The organism is Acidovorax sp. NO-1 (assembly GCF_000238595.1).
GTDB lineage: Bacteria > Pseudomonadota > Gammaproteobacteria > Burkholderiales > Burkholderiaceae_C > Acidovorax.
On record NZ_AGTS01000071.1, the window covers coordinates 20,388 to 38,764 of the forward strand.

At 65.0% G+C, this 18,377-nt stretch carries 16 protein-coding genes; 6 read left to right on the forward strand and 10 right to left on the reverse strand.

Going from position 1 to position 18,377, the window contains the following annotated elements; genetic code table 11:
• Positions 1-20: 20 nt before the first annotated feature.
• From KYG_RS07470 to KYG_RS07480, 3 genes are all read right to left on the reverse strand, one after another.
• Positions 21-1,793, reverse strand: coding sequence for a DUF4384 domain-containing protein (locus KYG_RS07470; RefSeq protein WP_008904250.1), 1,773 nt, complete (start codon positions 1,791-1,793; stop codon positions 21-23).
• A 40-nt stretch (positions 1,794-1,833) separates the two neighbouring features.
• On the reverse strand, positions 1,834-2,268 hold the full coding sequence (locus tag KYG_RS07475; protein WP_008904251.1) for a hypothetical protein: 435 nt from the start codon (positions 2,266-2,268) through the stop codon (positions 1,834-1,836).
• A gap of 159 nt (positions 2,269-2,427) precedes the next feature.
• Entirely contained in the window at positions 2,428-2,901 is a 474-nt protein-coding gene (locus tag KYG_RS07480) for a hypothetical protein (protein ID WP_008904252.1), read from the reverse strand.
• A 540-nt stretch (positions 2,902-3,441) separates the two neighbouring features.
• Here KYG_RS07480 and KYG_RS07485 point away from each other — a divergent pair.
• From KYG_RS07485 to KYG_RS07495, 3 genes are all read left to right on the forward strand, one after another.
• Positions 3,442-4,191: a response regulator transcription factor gene (locus KYG_RS07485; RefSeq protein ID WP_050813818.1), complete on the forward strand. Its 750-nt coding sequence runs from the start codon at positions 3,442-3,444 to the stop codon at positions 4,189-4,191.
• 62 nt (positions 4,192-4,253) lie between these two features.
• Positions 4,254-5,096, forward strand: a complete 843-nt coding sequence (locus KYG_RS07490; protein ID WP_008904254.1) for a sensor histidine kinase — start codon at positions 4,254-4,256, stop codon at positions 5,094-5,096.
• A gap of 194 nt (positions 5,097-5,290) precedes the next feature.
• The gene (locus KYG_RS07495; RefSeq protein ID WP_034693656.1) at positions 5,291-5,830 is read left to right on the forward strand and encodes an EF-hand domain-containing protein; all 540 of its coding nucleotides are present in this window, start codon (positions 5,291-5,293) and stop codon (positions 5,828-5,830) included.
• A gap of 134 nt (positions 5,831-5,964) precedes the next feature.
• Here the strand turns inward: KYG_RS07495 and KYG_RS23665 are convergent, their stop codons facing one another.
• Entirely contained in the window at positions 5,965-6,123 is a 159-nt protein-coding gene (locus KYG_RS23665; RefSeq protein ID WP_008904256.1) for a DUF3309 family protein, read from the reverse strand.
• 355 nt (positions 6,124-6,478) lie between these two features.
• On the opposite strand from KYG_RS23665, the gene KYG_RS07500 reads away from it, so the two are divergent.
• A complete protein-coding gene (locus tag KYG_RS07500; RefSeq protein ID WP_008904257.1) occupies positions 6,479-7,432 on the forward strand; it encodes a ketopantoate reductase family protein in 954 nt (317 codons plus the stop codon).
• A gap of 143 nt (positions 7,433-7,575) precedes the next feature.
• Here KYG_RS07500 and KYG_RS07505 read toward each other — a convergent pair whose 3' ends face one another.
• The 6 genes from KYG_RS07505 to KYG_RS07530 all read right to left on the reverse strand — a co-directional run bounded on the left by KYG_RS07505 (position 7,576) and on the right by KYG_RS07530 (position 13,456).
• Positions 7,576-8,547: a 2-hydroxyacid dehydrogenase gene (locus KYG_RS07505; protein ID WP_034693659.1), complete on the reverse strand. Its 972-nt coding sequence runs from the start codon at positions 8,545-8,547 to the stop codon at positions 7,576-7,578.
• 131 nt (positions 8,548-8,678) lie between these two features.
• Positions 8,679-8,951 carry a DNA-binding transcriptional regulator gene (locus KYG_RS07510; protein WP_237707222.1) on the reverse strand — a complete coding sequence of 91 codons (273 nt, stop codon included), beginning with the start codon at positions 8,949-8,951 and terminating at the stop codon, positions 8,679-8,681.
• Positions 8,952-9,122: 171 nt separating this feature from the next.
• Entirely contained in the window at positions 9,123-9,455 is a 333-nt protein-coding gene (locus KYG_RS07515) for an EthD family reductase (protein ID WP_008904260.1), read from the reverse strand.
• Between the two features lie 115 nt (positions 9,456-9,570).
• Positions 9,571-11,415, reverse strand: coding sequence for an ABC transporter ATP-binding protein (locus tag KYG_RS07520; protein ID WP_008904261.1), 1,845 nt, complete (start codon positions 11,413-11,415; stop codon positions 9,571-9,573).
• A 107-nt stretch (positions 11,416-11,522) separates the two neighbouring features.
• Complete coding sequence (locus KYG_RS07525) at positions 11,523-11,990, reverse strand: CopD family protein (RefSeq protein ID WP_034693662.1); 468 nt, start codon at positions 11,988-11,990, stop codon at positions 11,523-11,525.
• A gap of 107 nt (positions 11,991-12,097) precedes the next feature.
• Positions 12,098-13,456 carry a diguanylate cyclase domain-containing protein gene (locus tag KYG_RS07530; protein ID WP_034693665.1) on the reverse strand — a complete coding sequence of 453 codons (1,359 nt, stop codon included), beginning with the start codon at positions 13,454-13,456 and terminating at the stop codon, positions 12,098-12,100.
• Positions 13,457-13,891: 435 nt separating this feature from the next.
• Here KYG_RS07530 and KYG_RS07535 point away from each other — a divergent pair, with 435 nt between their 5' ends.
• Positions 13,892-17,062, forward strand: coding sequence for an EAL domain-containing protein (locus KYG_RS07535; RefSeq protein ID WP_034693666.1), 3,171 nt, complete (start codon positions 13,892-13,894; stop codon positions 17,060-17,062).
• Positions 17,063-17,178: 116 nt separating this feature from the next.
• Positions 17,179-18,252: a diguanylate cyclase gene (locus KYG_RS07540; RefSeq protein WP_008904265.1), complete on the forward strand. Its 1,074-nt coding sequence runs from the start codon at positions 17,179-17,181 to the stop codon at positions 18,250-18,252.
• Positions 18,253-18,377 lie beyond the last annotated feature (125 nt).

Here is an 18,377-nt window from a genome sequence, read left to right on the forward strand (position 1 = left end):
GCCGGTTGAACCGCCATGCATCACTTGCGTGGAGCGGGCTGGGCCGGTGCAACCGGCATCACCCGGCGCGGGACGACCTGCCAGTACACCGCGTTGCCGGTGTACCCCTCGCTGCCCCAGGCCGCTGCAAAGGCCTGGTTCAAGCCTTCGAGCGTGCGGTAGTTTTTGAGCGGTTTGAGTGGCGGGCCGCGCAGGTCTTCGGGCAGGCGGGCCATGCTGTCCTCGTCGGTGGCAAAGCAGGCCACGCCTTCGGTGCCAGGGCTGGCCGCATCCATGATGAAACCGGGATTCGGGCTCATCCAGTCGGGAATGCGTATGGCCTGATTGGCAGACACCCAGCCTGTGCTGTTGGCCTGGTTGGGCAGCAGACGGATGATGGTTCCGGTGGCGTCGGCCAGGTAGCACTGCAGGTAGGAAGCCCGCGACACCGTGGCCGACAGGAAGACCTGCTCACCCACCTCAAAGGCGGTGCGCTCCAGCAAAACGTTCTCGATCTGCAGGTTGATCGTGCGCGCAGGCGCCGCAGCACCGTACCGGGGCGCATCAGGATCGTTGCTGACCCCATCCACCCCCGTCGTCCCTGGCGTTGCCGGGCTGGCGGCAGCGGACTGCACGGGCTGCGCATGCGTGGCGGCCCAGCCGATGCGGGTCAAGGTGCCTTCTGCAGAAAGCCCGACAAAATGGCGCAGGGCGCGTTCGTAGGTGGGAAAGTCCACCACGCCGGTTACCACCATGCCGTTGTCGGCCTGGAAGCGTGCGAGTGCCTTGCGCAGCGCCGGGTCGTTGTCTGGCAGGGGGGATGTGAACGGTGCCAGATAGCCACGGCTCACCAGGGAGCGCGTGATGAGCTGGGTGCGTACGGCAGGGGTGCCTTCGTCGAACCAGTCGCGCAGCTGGCGCTGAAAGTCGGGATGGTTCTGCTCCAGCGTCAGGCACTGCCAGTAGGGCACACGGGCCCACTTGCCAATGAGCTCGATGGTGGCCAGGTCCACCAGGGTACGCACCGCACCGCCCGAGCCCTGCGTGTAGTCGCGCCCTACATTGAACTGCACGCCGTAGGTGCCAATGCGCCCTGCCAGGTCGATGCCCTGGCCGCCGTTGCCGATGATGACTTCGTTGGCCGAATCCAGGCCGGGGATCAGCGTGCGGGTGCGAAAGTCGCCCAGGTGCATCTCCAGCCCGATGATGGTGGCGTTGCGGCTCTGGCTGTAGCCCATGTCGATGCGGGGGCCCGAGAGCCCCGTATCAAACCGGTTGTTGATCACGTTCTGGTCAACGAACGAGATCGCGCCCGACAGGTACAGCGCCGGGCGCTGCAGCTGCATCTGGTTGTTGTTGAGCAGGATGGTGGTGAGGTTCTGCACCGTGTCCTGGCGTGCGATATCGACCTCATAGTCCACAAAGCGGAAGGCATTGCTCAGGCGCGACATCTGCGACAGCGCCGTGATGATCATGTCCTTGGTGGCCACAGTCACGCGGGTCGAGTAGTCGGGAATCTGCTTGCTGGTGATCAGGGTGGTGGGCAACTGGGCGTCACGCAGCATGTGGTCCATGCACATCAGCGAATCGGAGAAGCTCGAAATCGACCGGGTAGGGCGCACCACAGGCCGGTCGGTGATGGACGCGAGGCTTTGAAACTCCTGGTCCTTGCGCGGGTCGCGCGGGGTGGCGCAACCGGCCATCAGCAAAGCCGCCACCATCAGCAGCAGCACCCACAGTGCAGGCCGCTTCAGCGGGCCGGCTGCCATGTGGTGGCCGCAAGGGCTGGGCGGGCTCAGGGTTGTGGGGGCCATGTTGTGTCTCCGTGCGGCGAGGGTGGCGCTGGCAATGTGGTTACCTGCAGATGTTCACGAGGTCACCGCGCAAGACCACGACCTGGGGGCCCTGGTTCGGGCCATACCGGCCCGTGCCGGCAGTGCCGCCCGATACCGTATTGCTGCCAACTTCCTGTACGCAGGTTTTCTGCATGCCCTCGGCGGTGGCGGTGGTGACCACATCGTTGTTGGTCAGCACACCGCTGGTGTCGTCAGAGAACGCCTTGGCTTCATACCGCGCAATGCGGGCGCGAAGCCAGGACGGCATGGCGTTGTTGTTGTCAAGCCCTGTGGACGGCGCTGCAGCACCCATGGGCAGCATCTGGACCGAGAGTTTCTTGGTGAGGACGACGGGGTCTTCGCCCGGTGCCTGCGACCATGCGGGAGCGGCCCACCACAGAGAGAGGCCTGTGGCCAGAACCGGCGCCCACCGTGCAAAGCGTTGTGTGTTCATGGAACACCTCCTGAAATTAAAGCGGGGCACATGGGGCTGCCAGTGACAGCCGCACACCCGTGCCCCTTCGCCAACACGTCCCGGCGGTAGTCCTACGCCGGGAACCTGGCCGTTGCCGGCCTGTGCGCTGCCACCGCGGCGGCAGCGTTCACTGTGGCATCAGAAGGGCCAGCCGGTGGTCTTGGTGGGCTGGCAGGTGAAGCAGGCATTGTTGGTGGCAATGTTCTGCACGGCTTTGCTGTTGCTGCCGCTGGAGAGGTTGTTGACCGAGGCACCCATCAGCGCCGTGAACTGGCTGGAGTTGCCAACGATCGTCACTTCACCCACGTTGGACGACAGGTTCTGGCTGGCGTAGGCATCGCTGCCGCTGGCGGTGTTGGTCACATTGCCGCCAGCGCCCATCACTGTCTGTGTCGAGTTGCCGCTGATGGTCACATTGCCGGTGTTGGAACCAAGGTTCTGAAAGGCTTCGCTCTTGGAACCGGTCGAATTGTTGTTCACCGACATGGAGGTCAGTGAAACCGACTGGGTGGAATTGCCGGTAATGGTGATGTCCGGGCTGGAAGCTACGGGACCGGTGGCCATTGCGGCAGAGGCGATGACGCTGAGCGTGATGAAAGCAAGGGTTTTCATGGCAGATCCTTCAATGGTGGAACTTCGACACTGTCTGCAACCGCAGAAAAACCTGTGGTGCAGTGCTGTTGGACGGTGCCGCCGGGCCCTTCCACTTGCGTGGACGGCGGCCGTTTGGCGCTGTCGGGTTGCAGTGTGTTCCCGGATGTGTTTGCCGCGAATACGCTGTGCGGGCTACCTCAATCGCAGCAACGTGCCAGTGGTGGCCGTGGCGCACGGGCGTTGTGGTGAAAGGGATTCCTGGACATTTGCTGCCAGGAAGTCCTGTCTAAACCTTGGTAGTAACAAAATGCTTCTATTGCAACAGTGTCATTTTTAGCGCGACGGTGGTAATTTTTTGTCGCACTGTGTTCGTTAGCGCACAGAGGACAAGCCCACCTCACGGAAAGATGCATGAAAATTTGCATGTGAAAGCGTCCTCTGTGGGCCCCTTTTCTGCGATGTGACGGGTTTCAAGGAGCGATCAACGTGAACAGCAACATGCCTTCCCAGACCGTTGGCACCACCGGTATGCCCCACCGTTCGGAGGCGCTGACTTCCATGGGGTGCGACGAATCAGCGTTGCCTTCGGGTCAGTTTGGAACCTTCAGCAATCCCCCGTCTGTGTGGCCTGCATTTCTCACCGGACAGGAGACCAGCCCGGTGCGCGTGCTGCTGGTGGATGACGACCCCCACATCCGCCTGGTGATTGCGCAGGAGCTCATGGCAGACGCCCGCACCCTGTTGGTGGGGCAGGCGGGCAGCGTGCGCGAAGGGCGCCGTGCGATCAAGCAATACGACTTCGATGTGCTGCTGGTGGACCTGAATCTGGGCGACGGCAACGCCTTCGATCTGCTGGAATACCTCAAACCGGCCCGCCCCTCGGCGCAGGCCGTGGTGATATCGGTCATGGAAAACGACGATGAGGTGATCCGCGCCTTCGAGCTCGGCGCTTGTGGCTATGTGGGCAAGAACTCGTGGTTTGGCAACTACGCGCAATCTGTTTTGCAAGTCGCCAACGGCGGTGCCTCCATCACGCCCAACCTTGCGCGCCGGCTGCTCCAGCGGTTTGACCGCACCAACTCCGCAGAAAACAAGCGCAGACAGCCCGATGAGGTAGACCGTTTGTCCGCGCGGGAAAAAGAAATCCTGCGCCTGGTGGCCAGCGGCTACACCAGCGCGGAAGTGGGCTCGCGTCTGCTTATCAGCTGCATGACGGTCAATACCCACCTGCGAAACATCTATCGCAAGCTGCAGGTGCGTACCCGCGCCCAGGCCGTACGCTTTGCCTCGTTGCGGGGGCTCTTCTGAACCCAGGCCTGGCCGTACTGGCCGTCCACGCGCAGCCGTTGTCCAGCGCATAAATCCGAGCCATGTTTCGCACCCGTCCTCCCTGGTTCGCCATGGTGTGCGTTGGCATATGGGTTTTGCAGCTGGGACTGATGGCGATGGCTTTTCACTGGATCGGGTCGGTGGGCTCTTCAGAGCAGCAATGGTGGGAGCTTGCGGTGGTGGGGGTCTCGATGGGGCTTGGGGCATTGCTGCTGGTACAGCTCCCCAGGGCCATGCAATGGCGCCCCCGCCTGAACGTTCGCCCCAGCGCCGAGCTGATGGCCGAGCGCCGCCGCATTGCCAGGGATCTGCATGACCACCTGGGTTCGCAGCTTGTCAATGCCATGGGCCTTCTCGACAGGGATCAGCCGCGTGCGCGTGACATCCGTGCAGTGCTTGAAACATGCCTGCTGGACCTGCGCCTCGTCGTTGACTCGATGGATGGAGCGCAGGACACGCTGGCCGACCGCATGGCCCGCCTGCGCCACCGCATCCAGCCAGTGCTGGACCAGCGGGGAATCGGCATGTTGTGGGACGTTGACATACCCCCGGGCCCCCGCTTGCCGCACGCCGGCAGCGCGGACCAGCTGGTCGCCATCACGCAGGAAGCCCTGAGCAACATCCTGCAGCATGCCAGTGCGACCGAGGTGTCTGTGTCCGCCCGGTACATCGCGCACGCCGGACTCTGGCTCTGGGAGGTGTGTGACAACGGCCTGGGCATGCCTGCTGCAGATGCTGACCCCGAAAGCACCCGAGGGACGGGTTTCGGCCTGAAAGGGATGCACACCCGGGCCGGACTGGCGGGGGGTGAGCTTCAGATCCTGCAACGGGAGGCAGGAGGTACGCGAGTGCGGGTGATCCTGCCCACGGGCGGCGGCGTTTGATCGAATGGAGCACCGCCATCTGGCGCCCCCACTGCGCCCCCGGCGGTCTGAAATAGGGCGCAAAGCGCCTTTTTATCCGGCCGCCACCGCAGCAAGCGCCGGGTAACCTGCGCATATGGGGCGAAGCCGCCACCCGTGAAACGCTTGCGCTCACGTGTTGCTGTGGCGCTGTCGCCCCTCGGGAGAGCAAAGCGATGTCACCTCTTATTTCCGGTCTGGTCAGCTCGGTTGCGTCCATGATCTTCAACGCAGCTACCGCGGGCCCGGGCAAGGCGCAGGCCGCGCGCCGCAATGGCGAGGAGACCCCGGGGCCATCCTCGTTCCTGCATTTGAGTCCCGAGGCAGCGTCGCTGGCCGGCATGGCGGGCAAAGGCGTGGCGGTAGGCACAGGCAACAGCGCACTGCCTTCAAGCATGGGGGTGGGCAGCATGCACGGGCGTTCAGTGTCCCGCGAGGACTTCCAGACGCTGCTCGAGCGTTTTGGCGCCACTCAGGCGCAAAAAGATCAACTGGTAGCGGGGTTTGACACCAACAACGATGGCAGGATCGGCCAGGACGAGTTCCTTCAGGGTCTGTCGAAAACCCGGGGCGCGCAGGCCGGCAGCGATTTTGCGCAGACCGTGCTCCAGCTCATGGACAACGCCGGAAACGCAGACGGCACCGTGGCACGGCAGGAGTTCGCAGCCTTGACGACCGCATTTGGCTCGGCACAGAGCGGCCCACGGCAAGCATGATTACCGCGCTGCTACGCCGGCGCCCACAAAGCACAAAAGCGACCGGAATGGTCGCTTTCGTGCTTTTGGCATCTTGCCGTCAGTTGCTGCTGTGAACGGTCAGCTCCTGACTTGCATGAGCCCCGGGTTGCCGGTCATATCCGGCCCATGAGCAGCAGAATCACCAGGATCAGCACCACCAGCCCTATACCGCCACTGGGCCCATAGCCCCAGGAGCGGCTGTGGCCCCAGGTGGGCAGCACGCCGACCAGGATGAGGATCAGGACAATCAGCAGAATCAGGGAGAGTGACATGGCATTTCCTTGTTGTGGGTTGAGGTGAATGCATTGTTGGGCGGGCCTTTTGCAAAACCCGCAGGCGCCGCGCTTGCAGGATGGTCAGGGTTTTCCGACACGCGTTGTGGGATGGAAGCAGCCAGTGGGTCCGCAACCTACAAAATGCTATATAAAACATAGCTAATGGCGCATGATGGTAAAGCGCTGAGGCCGTGTTTGATGGTTTTTACAATCTTGCCGCGCGCTGTCGTTTGGCGGGTCACGGCTGCCAGCGGTCAGGCCGGGGTTGCAAGGGATCCGCAGGGTTGCATGCCCGGGCACGTTGGCCGGGGCAATACCATCCGTCCACGTCATCTCTCCATTGCACTGCACCATGCCTGAATCCTCGTTGCCTGCCGCCACCAGCTCCGCCCACCCTCCGCTGCGCATCGCCGTGATGGGCGCCGGGGCGGTGGGCTGCTACTTTGGTGCCTTGCTGGCCCGTGCGGGCCATGCTGTCACCCTCATCGGTCGGCCCGCACATATGGAGGCGGTGCGCCAGTACGGCCTGCGGTTGCAGACGGCGGCGATGGATGTGCAGGTGCCCCTGGCGGCCAGTACCGAGGCCAGCGCGGTGCACGGCGCAGACGTGGTGCTGTTCTGCGTGAAGTCATCCGACTCTGAAAACGCCGCGCAGCAGATACGCCCGCACCTGGCCCCCGGCGCGCTGGTGCTGACCTTGCAGAACGGCGTGGACAACGACGAGCGCGTGCGCGCCGTGCTGGACGCCAGCAACCCCGTGGCGGCCGCGGTGGTGTACGTGGCCACCGCCATGGGCGGCCCGGGGCATGTGGTGCACCATGGCCGGGGTGAGCTGGTGATTGCGCCTTCGCCGCGCAGCGACGAGGTGGCCCGCCAGCTCACGGCGGCGGGTATCCCCACCCAGGTGTCCGACAACGTGCGCGGTGCGCTCTGGGCCAAGCTGGTGCTCAACAGCGCCTACAACGCGCTGTCGGCCCTGTCGCAGCAACCCTATGGCCCGCTGGTGCAGGTGCCCGGCGTAACGCAGGTAATTGCCGACATCGTGGCCGAATGCCTGGCGGTGGCGGCGGCCGACGGGGTGACGATTCCAGGCGATGTGCAGGCGGCGGTGCGCGGCATTGCCAGCACCATGCCCGGGCAGTATTCGTCCACCGCACAGGATCTGGCGCGGGGCAAACCCACGGAGATCGACCACCTGAACGGCTATGTGGTCCAGCGCGGCGCGGCCCTGGGCGTGCCGACGCCGCTGAACCATGCGCTGCAGGTGCTGGTCAAGCTGGCAGAGATGAAGCGCACCGCCGGCTGAGGCGGAATTTTGGGACCCTTGCACTTGCCAGCGCCGTGTTCAGCGGTATCGGCCGTTGCCGCGGAGGCTGGAGCAGACGAAAGCGGTCTGCTGCGGATGTGAGTGGCCGGACGGGCGATTGCGTCTGCCCTGCGCAGCAAGCGTCAGGTCGGGCGACCTGTGCCTGGCACCGGCACCCGCACCGCCCCGGTGGCGTAGAAGGCGTGCAGATTCTCCAGCACGAGGTCTGCCATGGCGCGGCGGGTTTCGTGTGTGGCGCTGGCGGTGTGCGGGGTCAGCACCACGTTGTCCAGCGCCATCAGCGCGGCGGGCACGGTGGGTTCGTTTTCAAACACATCCAGCCCGGCACCGGCAATGCGCCGCTCGGTCAGGGCATCGACCAGGGCTGCCTCATCCACCACGCTGCCCCGCGCCACGTTGATCAGGTAGCCCTTGGGGCCCAGGGCGTTGAGCACATCGGCGTTCACCAGGTGGCGCGTGCCGGCGCCCCCGGCCACGGTCAGCACCAGGTAGTCGGCCCACTGCGCCAGCGCCGTCACCGCATCGAAACAGGGCAGCGGGCAGCCCTCGACCGGACGGCGGTTGTGGTAACCCACCTCCATGCGGAAACCGCTCGCACGCTCGGCCACGGCCTGGCCGATCCGGCCCATGCCCACAATGCCCAGGCGCTTGCCCGATACCCGGGAGCCCATGCCAAAACGCGCCTGCGGCCATGCGCCCTGGCGCACGAAACGGTCGCTGGCGGCAATGTTGCGCGAGACGTCCAGCATCAGCGCAAACGCCATGTCGGCCACGCAGTCGTTGAGCACACCGGGCGTGTAGCCCACCTGCACGCCGCGGGCCCTGGCGGTGTCGATATCCAGCGCATCAAATCCCACGCCAAAGCTGCTGATCACCTGCAGGTTGGGCAGCGCGGCCATGACATCGCCCCGCAGCCCGATGGCGGCTGTTGTCACCACGCCGGTGAACTGCGCGCCGTGCGCGGCCAGAAAGGCCGCCGCGTCGGGCTGGTCGGCCAGGCACGTGACCTGGTAGTGCGCGGCCAGTTCGGCCTCCAGCGCAGGCAGGGGCGCGCGGCCGATTTGAAGGATGCAGGGCTGGGAAGTGGTGGTCATGTCAGAAGGGGCAGAGAAGGCCATAAAGAAAGGGCTGGACACGCCAGCATGGCGCCCCTGGTGTGGGGCGGGAGCGGGTGCGGGTGCGCAGGGCGCGAGACTGCCCGGACGGAGCCTCGCCCGGCCTGCGTTCAACCATCGGCCGCGGCCGCATTGGCCACAGGTGCACGCGGGGCCAGCACGAACTCCGGGTGTTGCCCGGTGAGCAGCAGAAACATGGCAAACACCGGCCCCTGCATGTTGCGCTCGTCGGACGTGCTCTCCAGCGCCTGCCAGGTGCGCGACTGCACGCCGCCCCGGCTGCCCGTTTGCAGCGGGTAGCCCATCAGCTGGGCCGCCTGCGCCTGGCTGAGGCCCGCAGCGGTGCGCGCGGCCTTGAGCTGGTCGCCGGTGGGGGTGGGCATGGGCAATGGTGTGGGGAACAAAGGCGTTTCAGGCGTCATGGCGGGCGGGTTTTATCGGGCTGCAGATTCGCGAAAATGCTATTATATTTGTAGCTATTGGCGCTTTATGGGTAAGCGCTGGAGGCTAATTTTGCTCGAAATTCTACTGCCGCCATTACATTGCACGGGTTTCTATGCCGCCGTGGTCAAGCTGTGTTCGTTCAGCTGCGCGATGTACGACTCGGGCGCAATGTTGGTGTAGTTGGGCACGTCGGCCATCAGCACCGCCGCTGTCTGTTTGGCAGCGGTCTGCGCCTGCGTCAGGTTGCCAAAAAACGCATTGGTCAGCGCCACCACCTGGCCGGGGCGGGGCTCACCGGGGTAGAGCACGCGGTCGCTCTCCAGTCGTAGCAGGCCCAGCGGCTGGAGCGCCGCGCGGGCAATGCGCATGTGTTCGCCGTGGTAGTAGTCGTGGTTGAAGGTGGCGCCCTCGCGCCAGCGGTACAGGGCGGTGACTTTGATCATCGAGGCCTTTCCATCCGGTAGTTGAAAACCGCCACCGTAGGGATAACTCACCAGCTGCACAGCCGCTTGCGCGACAGTGAGTCGCCCACGCGGCTCAAGTCCCCTTCCTGCGACGTCAGTCCTCTTCCGATTCGCCCAGGAACCCGCCGCTCTGGTGTCCCCACAGCCGCGCATACACGCCACCCTGGCCCAGCAGCTGTGCGTGCGTGCCTTCTTCCACAATGCGGCCTGCGTCCATCACGATCAGGCGGTCCATGGCGGCGATGGTGGACAGGCGGTGGGCAATGGCGATCACGGTCTTGCCCTGCATCAGGCTGTGCAGGCTTTGCTGGATGGCGGCTTCGACCTCGGAGTCGAGCGCACTGGTGGCCTCGTCCAGCAGCAGGATGGGCGCGTCCTTGAGCATCACGCGCGCAATGGCCACGCGCTGGCGCTGGCCGCCCGAGAGCTTGACGCCGCGCTCGCCCACATGGGCGTCGTAGCCCGTGCGGCCCTGCAGGTCGGTCAGCGAGGCGATGAAATCTGCTGCCTCGGCGCGCTCGGCGGCCTTGTGCAGGTCGCCCTCGCTCGCGTCGGGGCGGCCGTACAGGATGTTGTCGCGCATGGAGCGGTGCAAGAGCGAAGTGTCCTGCGTGACCATGGCAATGCTGTGGCGCAGGCTGTCTTGCGTGACGTGGGCGATGTCCTGCCCGTCGATCAGGATGCGGCCGGACTGCACGTCATGAAAACGCAGCAACAGGTTGACCAGCGTGGACTTGCCCGCGCCCGAGCGGCCGATGAGTCCGATCTTTTCGCCGGGGCGGATGGTCAGGTTGAGCTGGTCAATGACCGGGCGGGCGCCGGGGCCGCTGCCGTAGGCAAAGCTCATGTCCTCAAAGCGGACCTCGCCCTGGGTCACGACGAGTGGTTGGGCATCGGGCGCATCCACCACCGTGCGCGGCCGGGTCAGCGTGTTGATGCCGTCCTGGATGGTGCCCACGCTCTCGAACAGCGTGGTCATCTCCCACATCACCCAGTGGGCGTGGCCCGAGACGCGCAGCGTCATGGCAGTGACGGCGGCCACGGCACCGGCACCGACTTCGCCCGCAGACCACAGCCACAGCGCGGTGCCGCAGGCGCCCAGAATCATCGCCACCACTAGGATGTGGTTCACGATCTCGAACCGGCTCACCAGCCGCATCTGCGCATAGCCGGTGAGCTTGAACGCGTCCATGGCCGCGCGCGCAAATTCGGATTCGCGCCGCGTGTGCGAGAACAGCTTGACGGTGGCGATGTTGGTGTACGCGTCGGTGATACGCCCGGTCATCACCGAGCGCGCATCGGCCTGCGCCTTTCCCACCTTGCCCAGGCGCGGCACAAAGTACCAGCAGGCCAGGCCGTAGGCGACCATCCATGCGGCAAAGGGCACCAGCAGCCGCGCGTCGAACCCTGCCAGCAATACCAGGATGGTGACGAGGTAGATGCCCATGCCGATCACCACGTCGGTGGTGGTGAAGATCATGTCGCGCACGGCGAGGGCCGTCTGCATGATCTTGGTGGTGATGCGGCCGGCAAACTCGTCCGCGTAGAACGCCATGCTCTGGCCCAGCATCAGGCGATGAAAGTTCCAGCGCAAGCGCAGTGGGAAGTTGATGGCCAGCACCTGGTGCTTGATGCTGGTCTGCACGGTCACCAGCGCTATGGACGTGAGCAGAAGCGCGGTGATGCCAATCAGCGCGCCCCGGCGTTCGGCCCACAGGGCGCCCGGGGCCGTGGTGGCGATCCAGTCCACCACATGGCCCAGCACCGCAAACAGCAGCGCTTCATAGATGGCAATGGCGGCAGACAGGCCCGCCATGGCGGCCACGTAGCCGCGCAGGCCACGGGTGCCGTCCCACACAAAGGCCATGAAGGCCTTGGGCGGCAGGGTGGGCTCTGCGGGGGGGTAGGGGGGTAAGCGACTCTCGAAATACGTGAACACGTGGCAGGGCTCCTCAGCGCTGCGATGGTAGAGGAGGCCTGCGGACGCGGTGTGTCAGCAGTCGCTTGTCCGCAACTGCAGCAGGGCCGGCACGGCCCCCCGCGGGCCTACATCAGCAACGTGACCACCACAATCACCACGCCCAGTGCCAGATTGATACCCACCAGCGTGCGGATGCTGCCCAGTGCCTTGCCACCGGCGGCCCAGTCCGAAGCCGCCACTGCACGCTGCAGCCGGCGGAACAGCGCAAAACGGATGTGGCCAAAAAGCGCCATCATCACAATGCCCAGCGCGGCCATGATGATCCAGTCCAGCGGCATTGCAAAGCTGCCGCCAGACTGCACTGTCTGCTTGGCCACGCGGCCGATCATCCACAGGCCGCTGCCCAGCACCACCACCACGGCCACGCTCACGGCAGTGAAGAAGCGGCCCAGCACATCGTGCATGAGCCGCACGCGCTGTGGCGGCTCCAGCGACTGCGCTGCGGGCCGCAGGAAGAAATGGGCAAAAACCATGCCGCCAATCCATACGATGATGGAAAGGACATGGACGAGCTGAAGGGCGTTGTAGAGCATGGCGGTGGGGCAGGTGTGGAAGCCCCGGATTGTCCATGAGGCGCAATCCCCGTGCTGCCTCTGTATCACTCGGCCCACTGGGGGCATTGCGACTTCGTTACCGCTTCTCAGTCCGGCGGCGGCGCCACGCGCACCTGGTTGCCGCCGCTTTTCTTGGAAAGGTACATCGCCTCGTCGGCATGCCCCAGCAGGTGGTGCTCTTCACCACCATGGTCGGGATAGATGGCCACGCCAATGCTGGGCCGGATGCTGAGACGGATGCCCTCCAGGTCAAACGGTTGACCAAAGGCCGCCAGGATCTTCTCGGCCGCAGCGGCGGCGTGCTCGCGGGCATGGCCGCTTTCCAGCAGCACCACAAACTCGTCGCCCCCCAGCCGTGCCACCGTGTCGGAGCCGCGCACACATTCCAGCAGCCGCTGGGCCACACGCTGCAGGAGCAGGTCTCCCATGGCATGGCCCAGGGTGTCGTTCACCTGCTTGAAATCGTCCAGGTCCAGGAAGAGCAGCGACAGCAGGCTCTTGTCGCGCCGGGCGCGGGCCAGTGCGGTCTTGAGGCGGTCCAGAAACAGCTGGCGGTTGGGCAGGTGCGTGAGCTGGTCGTACTGCGCCATGTGCTCCAGGCGTTCCAGCATCTGCTTGCGCTCAATCGCGGCCGCGACCTGGGTGGATACGAACTGCAGCAGCTCCTTGTCTTTCTCGGTGTAGCGCGCCTGCTCGGTAAAGCTTTGCAGAACCAGGGCACCGATAGGGCCCTTTTGCGTGTGCAGCGGAACGCCCAGCCAGTACAGGGGCGCGTGGTCGAGGGGCAACTGGCCGCGCAGCGCATCACGCACTTCACGCGCGTGGGGTGTCAGAAACAGCGTGTTGGCGCTGCGGATCACCTCGGCGCACAACGCGTCCTGCACGCTGCGCAGCGGGGCAGGGTTCTGGCCGTGATCGCTCACGTGGTACGGGAAACTGAGCGCTCCACTGCCCGCATCGTAGAGAGCCACCGCAAAATTGCTTGCCGGCAACAGCCGTCCAATGATTTGGTGGATGTGCTCGAACAGGGCCTGCAGGTTCTGCGTGGTGTGGGCGGCTTCAGAGATCGCGTAGATCACCTCGTGCATGGACTCGGTGAACTTGCGTTCGGTGAAGTCGTGTGCCACTGCCACACGCACCTGGTGCTCGGGCAGCCACCGCGCCGTCCAGCGGATGTGGGCAATCGATCCGTCCTTGCGAACGTAGCGGTTTTCAAACTGCAGCTGAATCTGGCCCTCGGTCACGCTCTTGGCCTGGCGCTGCGTGGCCGCAAGATCGTGCGGGTGCACCATGTCCAGCATGCGCTTGCCGATGACCTCCTCCGGGGCGTAACCAAAGATGCGTTCAAAAGCCGGACTGACGTACACGATGGAACTGTCGGGCCGAACCACGCACACAGCGTCGAGCAGGATGTCTACGAGGTTCTGGGGAAGAATGCTTTGCATGGGGGCGCGCACAACGTGCATGAAGCGGCCATTGTGCCGTGTGCCCCCCTGTCTGTGCGGCCCGGGCGCAGCTCGCAGGCCAAGGGGTTTCTGTCCTCAGAGATTGGCGCTTCTGAATTGATAGCATGTCGCGCTTGCTGGAAAAGCGCTGCAAGCGGTTTTTATGGGAACTCAGGTGGCGCACTGCACAGGCAGGGCTTTGCAGGGGCACTGCCCTCGCAAGGTCGACTGTGTGGCGCTGAAAGCACTTTCCACCAAATAACTCATTGGTAACCGGTTGTTGTACCGGCGCTGGTTTCAAAGCATGTTGGAATGCCGCTATCCTGCGCGTTCGCGCTGCGACGGATCACGTGTCGGCCGCCGCCGCCCATTGCTCCTGCATTTCTGCCAAGGCCCGTTCTGATACCGCATGTCTTTGCCAACCCGCCAAACGCCATGGCCCCACTGACGCACAACGGTCGATACCGGCACTGGCTTGTCGGGCTGGGGGTCGCTGCGCTCGGGGTTTCGGTGAGTTCCTGGCTGGCGTGGGAGCAGTACCAGTCCGTGGCCGGCGTCGAGCGCACGCGCTTCATCCAGGAGGCGCGTGCCTTTTCCGATGCGTTGAGCCAGCGCATCGAGGGCAACACCGAAGTTGTCTACGGGTTGCGAGGCCTTTTTACCGTCAATCCGAACCTCACACGTGCCGAGTTCGACCGTGTGGCCAGCAACCTGGACGTGGGTACACGGTTTCCGGGGGTGCGCAACCTGTCATTCACGCGGTGGGTGCCGGGCGCAGAGCGGGCCGCATATGAGGCGCGGGTGCGGGCCGATACCTCGTTGTCGCCACAAGGGTTCCCGGATTTTTCCATCCGCCCGCCCGGCGAACGTACCGAGTATTTCGTTGCCGAGTACCTGTGGCCCATGGTGGGCAATGAAAGCGTGCTCGGCCTGGATATCAGCGCCCAGCCCACCAATCTGGCAGCCATGCAGTACAGCCGGGACAGCGGGCGCACTGTCGCTTCGGCACCGTTCGATCTGATCCAGGAGGAAACGCACAGAGCAGGTTTTGTGATCCGCGTGCCGGTGTTCGACCCAACGGCAGGCACCCCGGAGCCGCGCTTTCTGGGGGCGGTGGCGAGCACCATCCGTGTGTACGACCTCGTGCAGGTGCTGAGCGGGCAGGGGTTGCTGCGCGGGATTGCCGTGTCCATTGCCGACCATGGGTCCGTGCGGGCCGGGGCCACTGATACCACCGTGCGGCCGCTGCTGGCGCAGTCCGCACAGCCGCTGCCGGGCGCCGAACCGTATGTGCGGGACGTCAAGGTCCACGACCGGCTCTGGCGCCTGACGTTTCACCCTGCCCAGTCCTTCCTTTCGGCCACAGAGGCCCGCCTGCCCGCGCTCATCGGCCTGGCCGGTGCGCTGGTGTCGATCCTGCTGGGCACTACGGCGGCGCTGCTGGTTCGCCAGCGCACGCTGGCGCTGGCGCGTGCGCATGCCTCGGACGAAGCGCGCCAGCAAAGCGAGGAACGTTTTCACGCCCTGTTCCACCAGGCCAGCGTGGGCGTGGCGTTGCTGGACACCGCAACCGGACGCTTTCTGCGCGTCAACCAGTGCTTTGCAGACATTCTTGGTTACACCCCCGACGAGATGCTGGCATTGAGCAGTCATTCGATCACGCATCCCGCTGACGAAGCCACCGACGCCCGCCAGCTGGCCTTGCTGAGAAAAGGCGAGACACCCCAGTACCGGGTGGAGCAACGCCTGATTCACCGGCAAGGGCATGAGGTCTGGGCGGATCTGACCGTATCTCCCATGTGGATGCCAGGGGCGGCACCCGACCACCACATCGCGGTGGTGCAGGACATCACTTCCCGCAAGCGCATGGAAGACCATCTGCGCACCAACGAACTGCGGCTGCGCGCGATTCTTGAGCGCCTGCCCATGGGGGTGTGCCTGGTGCAGGACGACGGGAACATCAGTTTTCGCAACCGGCGTTATGTGGAGATCTGCGGCTACACCGAGGCTGCCGTGCCCGATGTGGAGATCTGGTGGCAGCGCGCCTTCCCCAACGTGGGCGAGCGCGAAACCATGCGTGCGCTGTGGGAGGCCGCAACCCACAAAGCGGCGGCGTCTGACGGGGTGGTGCCTGCGGCGGAATACGCCATCTGGTGCGCAGACGGCATCAAGCGGCCTGTGGAGATTTCGGCCGTGCAGCAGGTGGGCGGCTACCTCCTTACCTTGCAGGATCTGAGCGAGCGCAAGGCGGCCGAGGAGGAAATCAAGCACCTTGCCTACTACGACCCCCTCACCAGCCTGCCCAACCGCAGGCTGTTGATGGACCGGCTGCAGCAGGCGCTGGCCACCAGTGCCCGTCACCACCGCAGTGGTGCCGTGCTGTTGCTCGATCTCGACAATTTCAAGACCTTGAACGAAACCCGCGGCCACGACAGTGGCGACACCCTGCTGCAGCAGGTGGCGCACCGGCTGCGCAGCTGCGTTCACGAGGACGACACCGTGGCGCGCCAGGGGGGGGACGAGTTCGTGGTGGTGCTCGAAGACCTGGGCGACAACCCGGAAGAAGCAGCCGCCCGTGCGGAAGAGGTGGGCCAGCGCATTCTGGCCGCCCTGCGAGAGCCCTACATCATCAACGGTGCCGCGCACCACAGCTCGCTGAGCATGGGCGTCACCATCTTCAGCGACATGCGCGAGACTGTGGACGAACTGCTTAAACGCGCTGACCTCGCCCTGTACCAGGCCAAGGATGCAGGCCGTGACACCCTGAGGTTCTACGACCCCAGGATGCAGGCTGCCGTGAGCGCCCGCGCCGCGCTGGAGCTGGACATGCGCATCGGGCTGGCGCAGGGCCAGTTCGAGTTGTATTACCAGCCGCAGATCGACCGCGGCCGGATCACGGGTGCCGAGGCGCTGCTGCGGTGGCGCCATCCGCGTGACGGGTTTGTTTCCCCGGCGCACTTCATTCCGCTGGCCGAAGAGACCGGGCTGATCTTGCCGCTGGGGGAGTGGGTGCTGCAGGCTGCCTGCGCACGGCTGGCGCAGTGGGCCGCGCAGCCTGACCTGGCAGGGCTGGGCCTGGCGGTGAACGTGAGCCCGCGCCAGTTCCATCAGAGCGGCTTTGTAGCCCAGGTGCTGGCCGCACTGGCCAGCTCGGGCGCGCAGGGCCAGAAGCTCAAGCTGGAGATGACCGAAAGCCTGCTGCTGCAGGACGTGGAAGACACCATCGACAAGATGGGCCAGCTGAAGGGCTACGGCGTGGGCTTTTCGCTTGACGACTTTGGCACGGGCTACTCGTCGCTGAGCTACCTCAAGCGCCTGCCGCTGGACCAGCTCAAGATCGACCAGAGCTTTGTGCGCGACGTGCTCACCGACCCCAACGATGCAGCGATTGCGCGCACGGTGGTGGCGCTGGGCACCAGCCTGGGCCTGCGCGTGATTGCGGAGGGTGTGGAGACCGAGGCCCAGCGCGAGTTTCTGGAGCGCCACCATTGCCACGCCTGGCAAGGCTACCTGCTCAGCCCCCCTGTGCCGGTGGCCGATTTTGAGGCGCTGGTGCGCCGTACCAATGGCGCAGTGGATGGCAGCCCTGCGGATGGTGGAGCCTGAAGCACTTGCGCTTCGCCGCAAGTGGCGCGTGAGTGGCAACGCGCTGCTGGAAACCCTTCAGACCCGCAGCCTGGCAGTGCCACCTATGATGCGTTCGCTGCCCCGCTGCCCCTGCCATGTTTTTCAAGAATCCTCCCCAGCCCGTGACGGTTCCCCCGGCGTCATCCACGCAGGCCTTTGACGCCCAGCGCGAGCGGTCGGTGATTGCCGAGATGCTGCTCAGGCGTTCGGCCAAGCTGATCCTGGGGCGCAGCGAGCTGGAGATCATTCGGGGGGTGTGCCAGGCCATCGTGGATGTCACCAGCCACATCCGTCTGGCCTGGACCTGGTTTGGCCCTACCGACACGCAGACCCTTCGCCCGCAGGTGTACGCCGGCCAGGCTGCGGCCTATGCCGAGTCATTGACCATCGAGCGCAACCTGCTTACCCGCATGGGCCCGGCCTTCTCGACGCTGGACGGCAAGGCGGCGGGCCCATTCACGGTGTCACAGTTCTCGCTGTTCGGGCCCTGGCGCGAGGCCGCGCGCCACCATGGAATCCACCACGTGCTGGCCTTGCCCATTGCCTCCACCTTCAATGGTTACAGCGGCATCTTTGTGCTGTATGCCGACCGCGACGGCTACTTTGACGAAGTCGGCGTGAGCCTGTTTGCGGGGTTGGCCGAGCTGTTCGGCTCGCTCATGACCGTGGCCGCCGAGCGCCAGGAACTGCAGCGCGCCGCCTACCACGACGCGCTCACCGGGCTGCTCAACCGCCACGCGGTCGACCTGATCGACCGGCGCGTGTACCGCGCCTCGTTGTTCGAGCCCGCTTCGTCCATCCTGCTCATGGATCTGGACCGTTTCAAGAGCATCAATGACCGTTTTGGCCACGATGCCGGCGACAAGGCCCTGCAGGCGGTGGCCCGGGTGCTGACCGACGCCCTGCGGCGCGGCGACGAAATCATCCGCTGGGGCGGCGAGGAGTTTCTGGTGTGCCTGCCACAAACCGCGCTGCCCGACGCGCTAAAGGTTGCCGAAAAACTGCGCCGGGCGGTAGAGGGCATCACCGATCCCGAGCAGCTCACCGTTTCCATTGGCGCGTGCGAGATCTCTGCGCTGCAGCACCTTCCCCAGGCGGTCGCCCGCGCAGACGAGGCCCTGTTCCAGGCCAAGTCCGGCGGGCGTAACCAGGTGTGTGTACTGCCCTGAATTTGGGTGCGGTATATACCCAAAATTGATAGCATCCAATTGTTATTGGATAAGCGCTAAAAGCTGTTTTTGCTGGTTTTCTGAGTGATGAACGGCGGTAGAGGCCTTCCACCACGCCCGGGGCC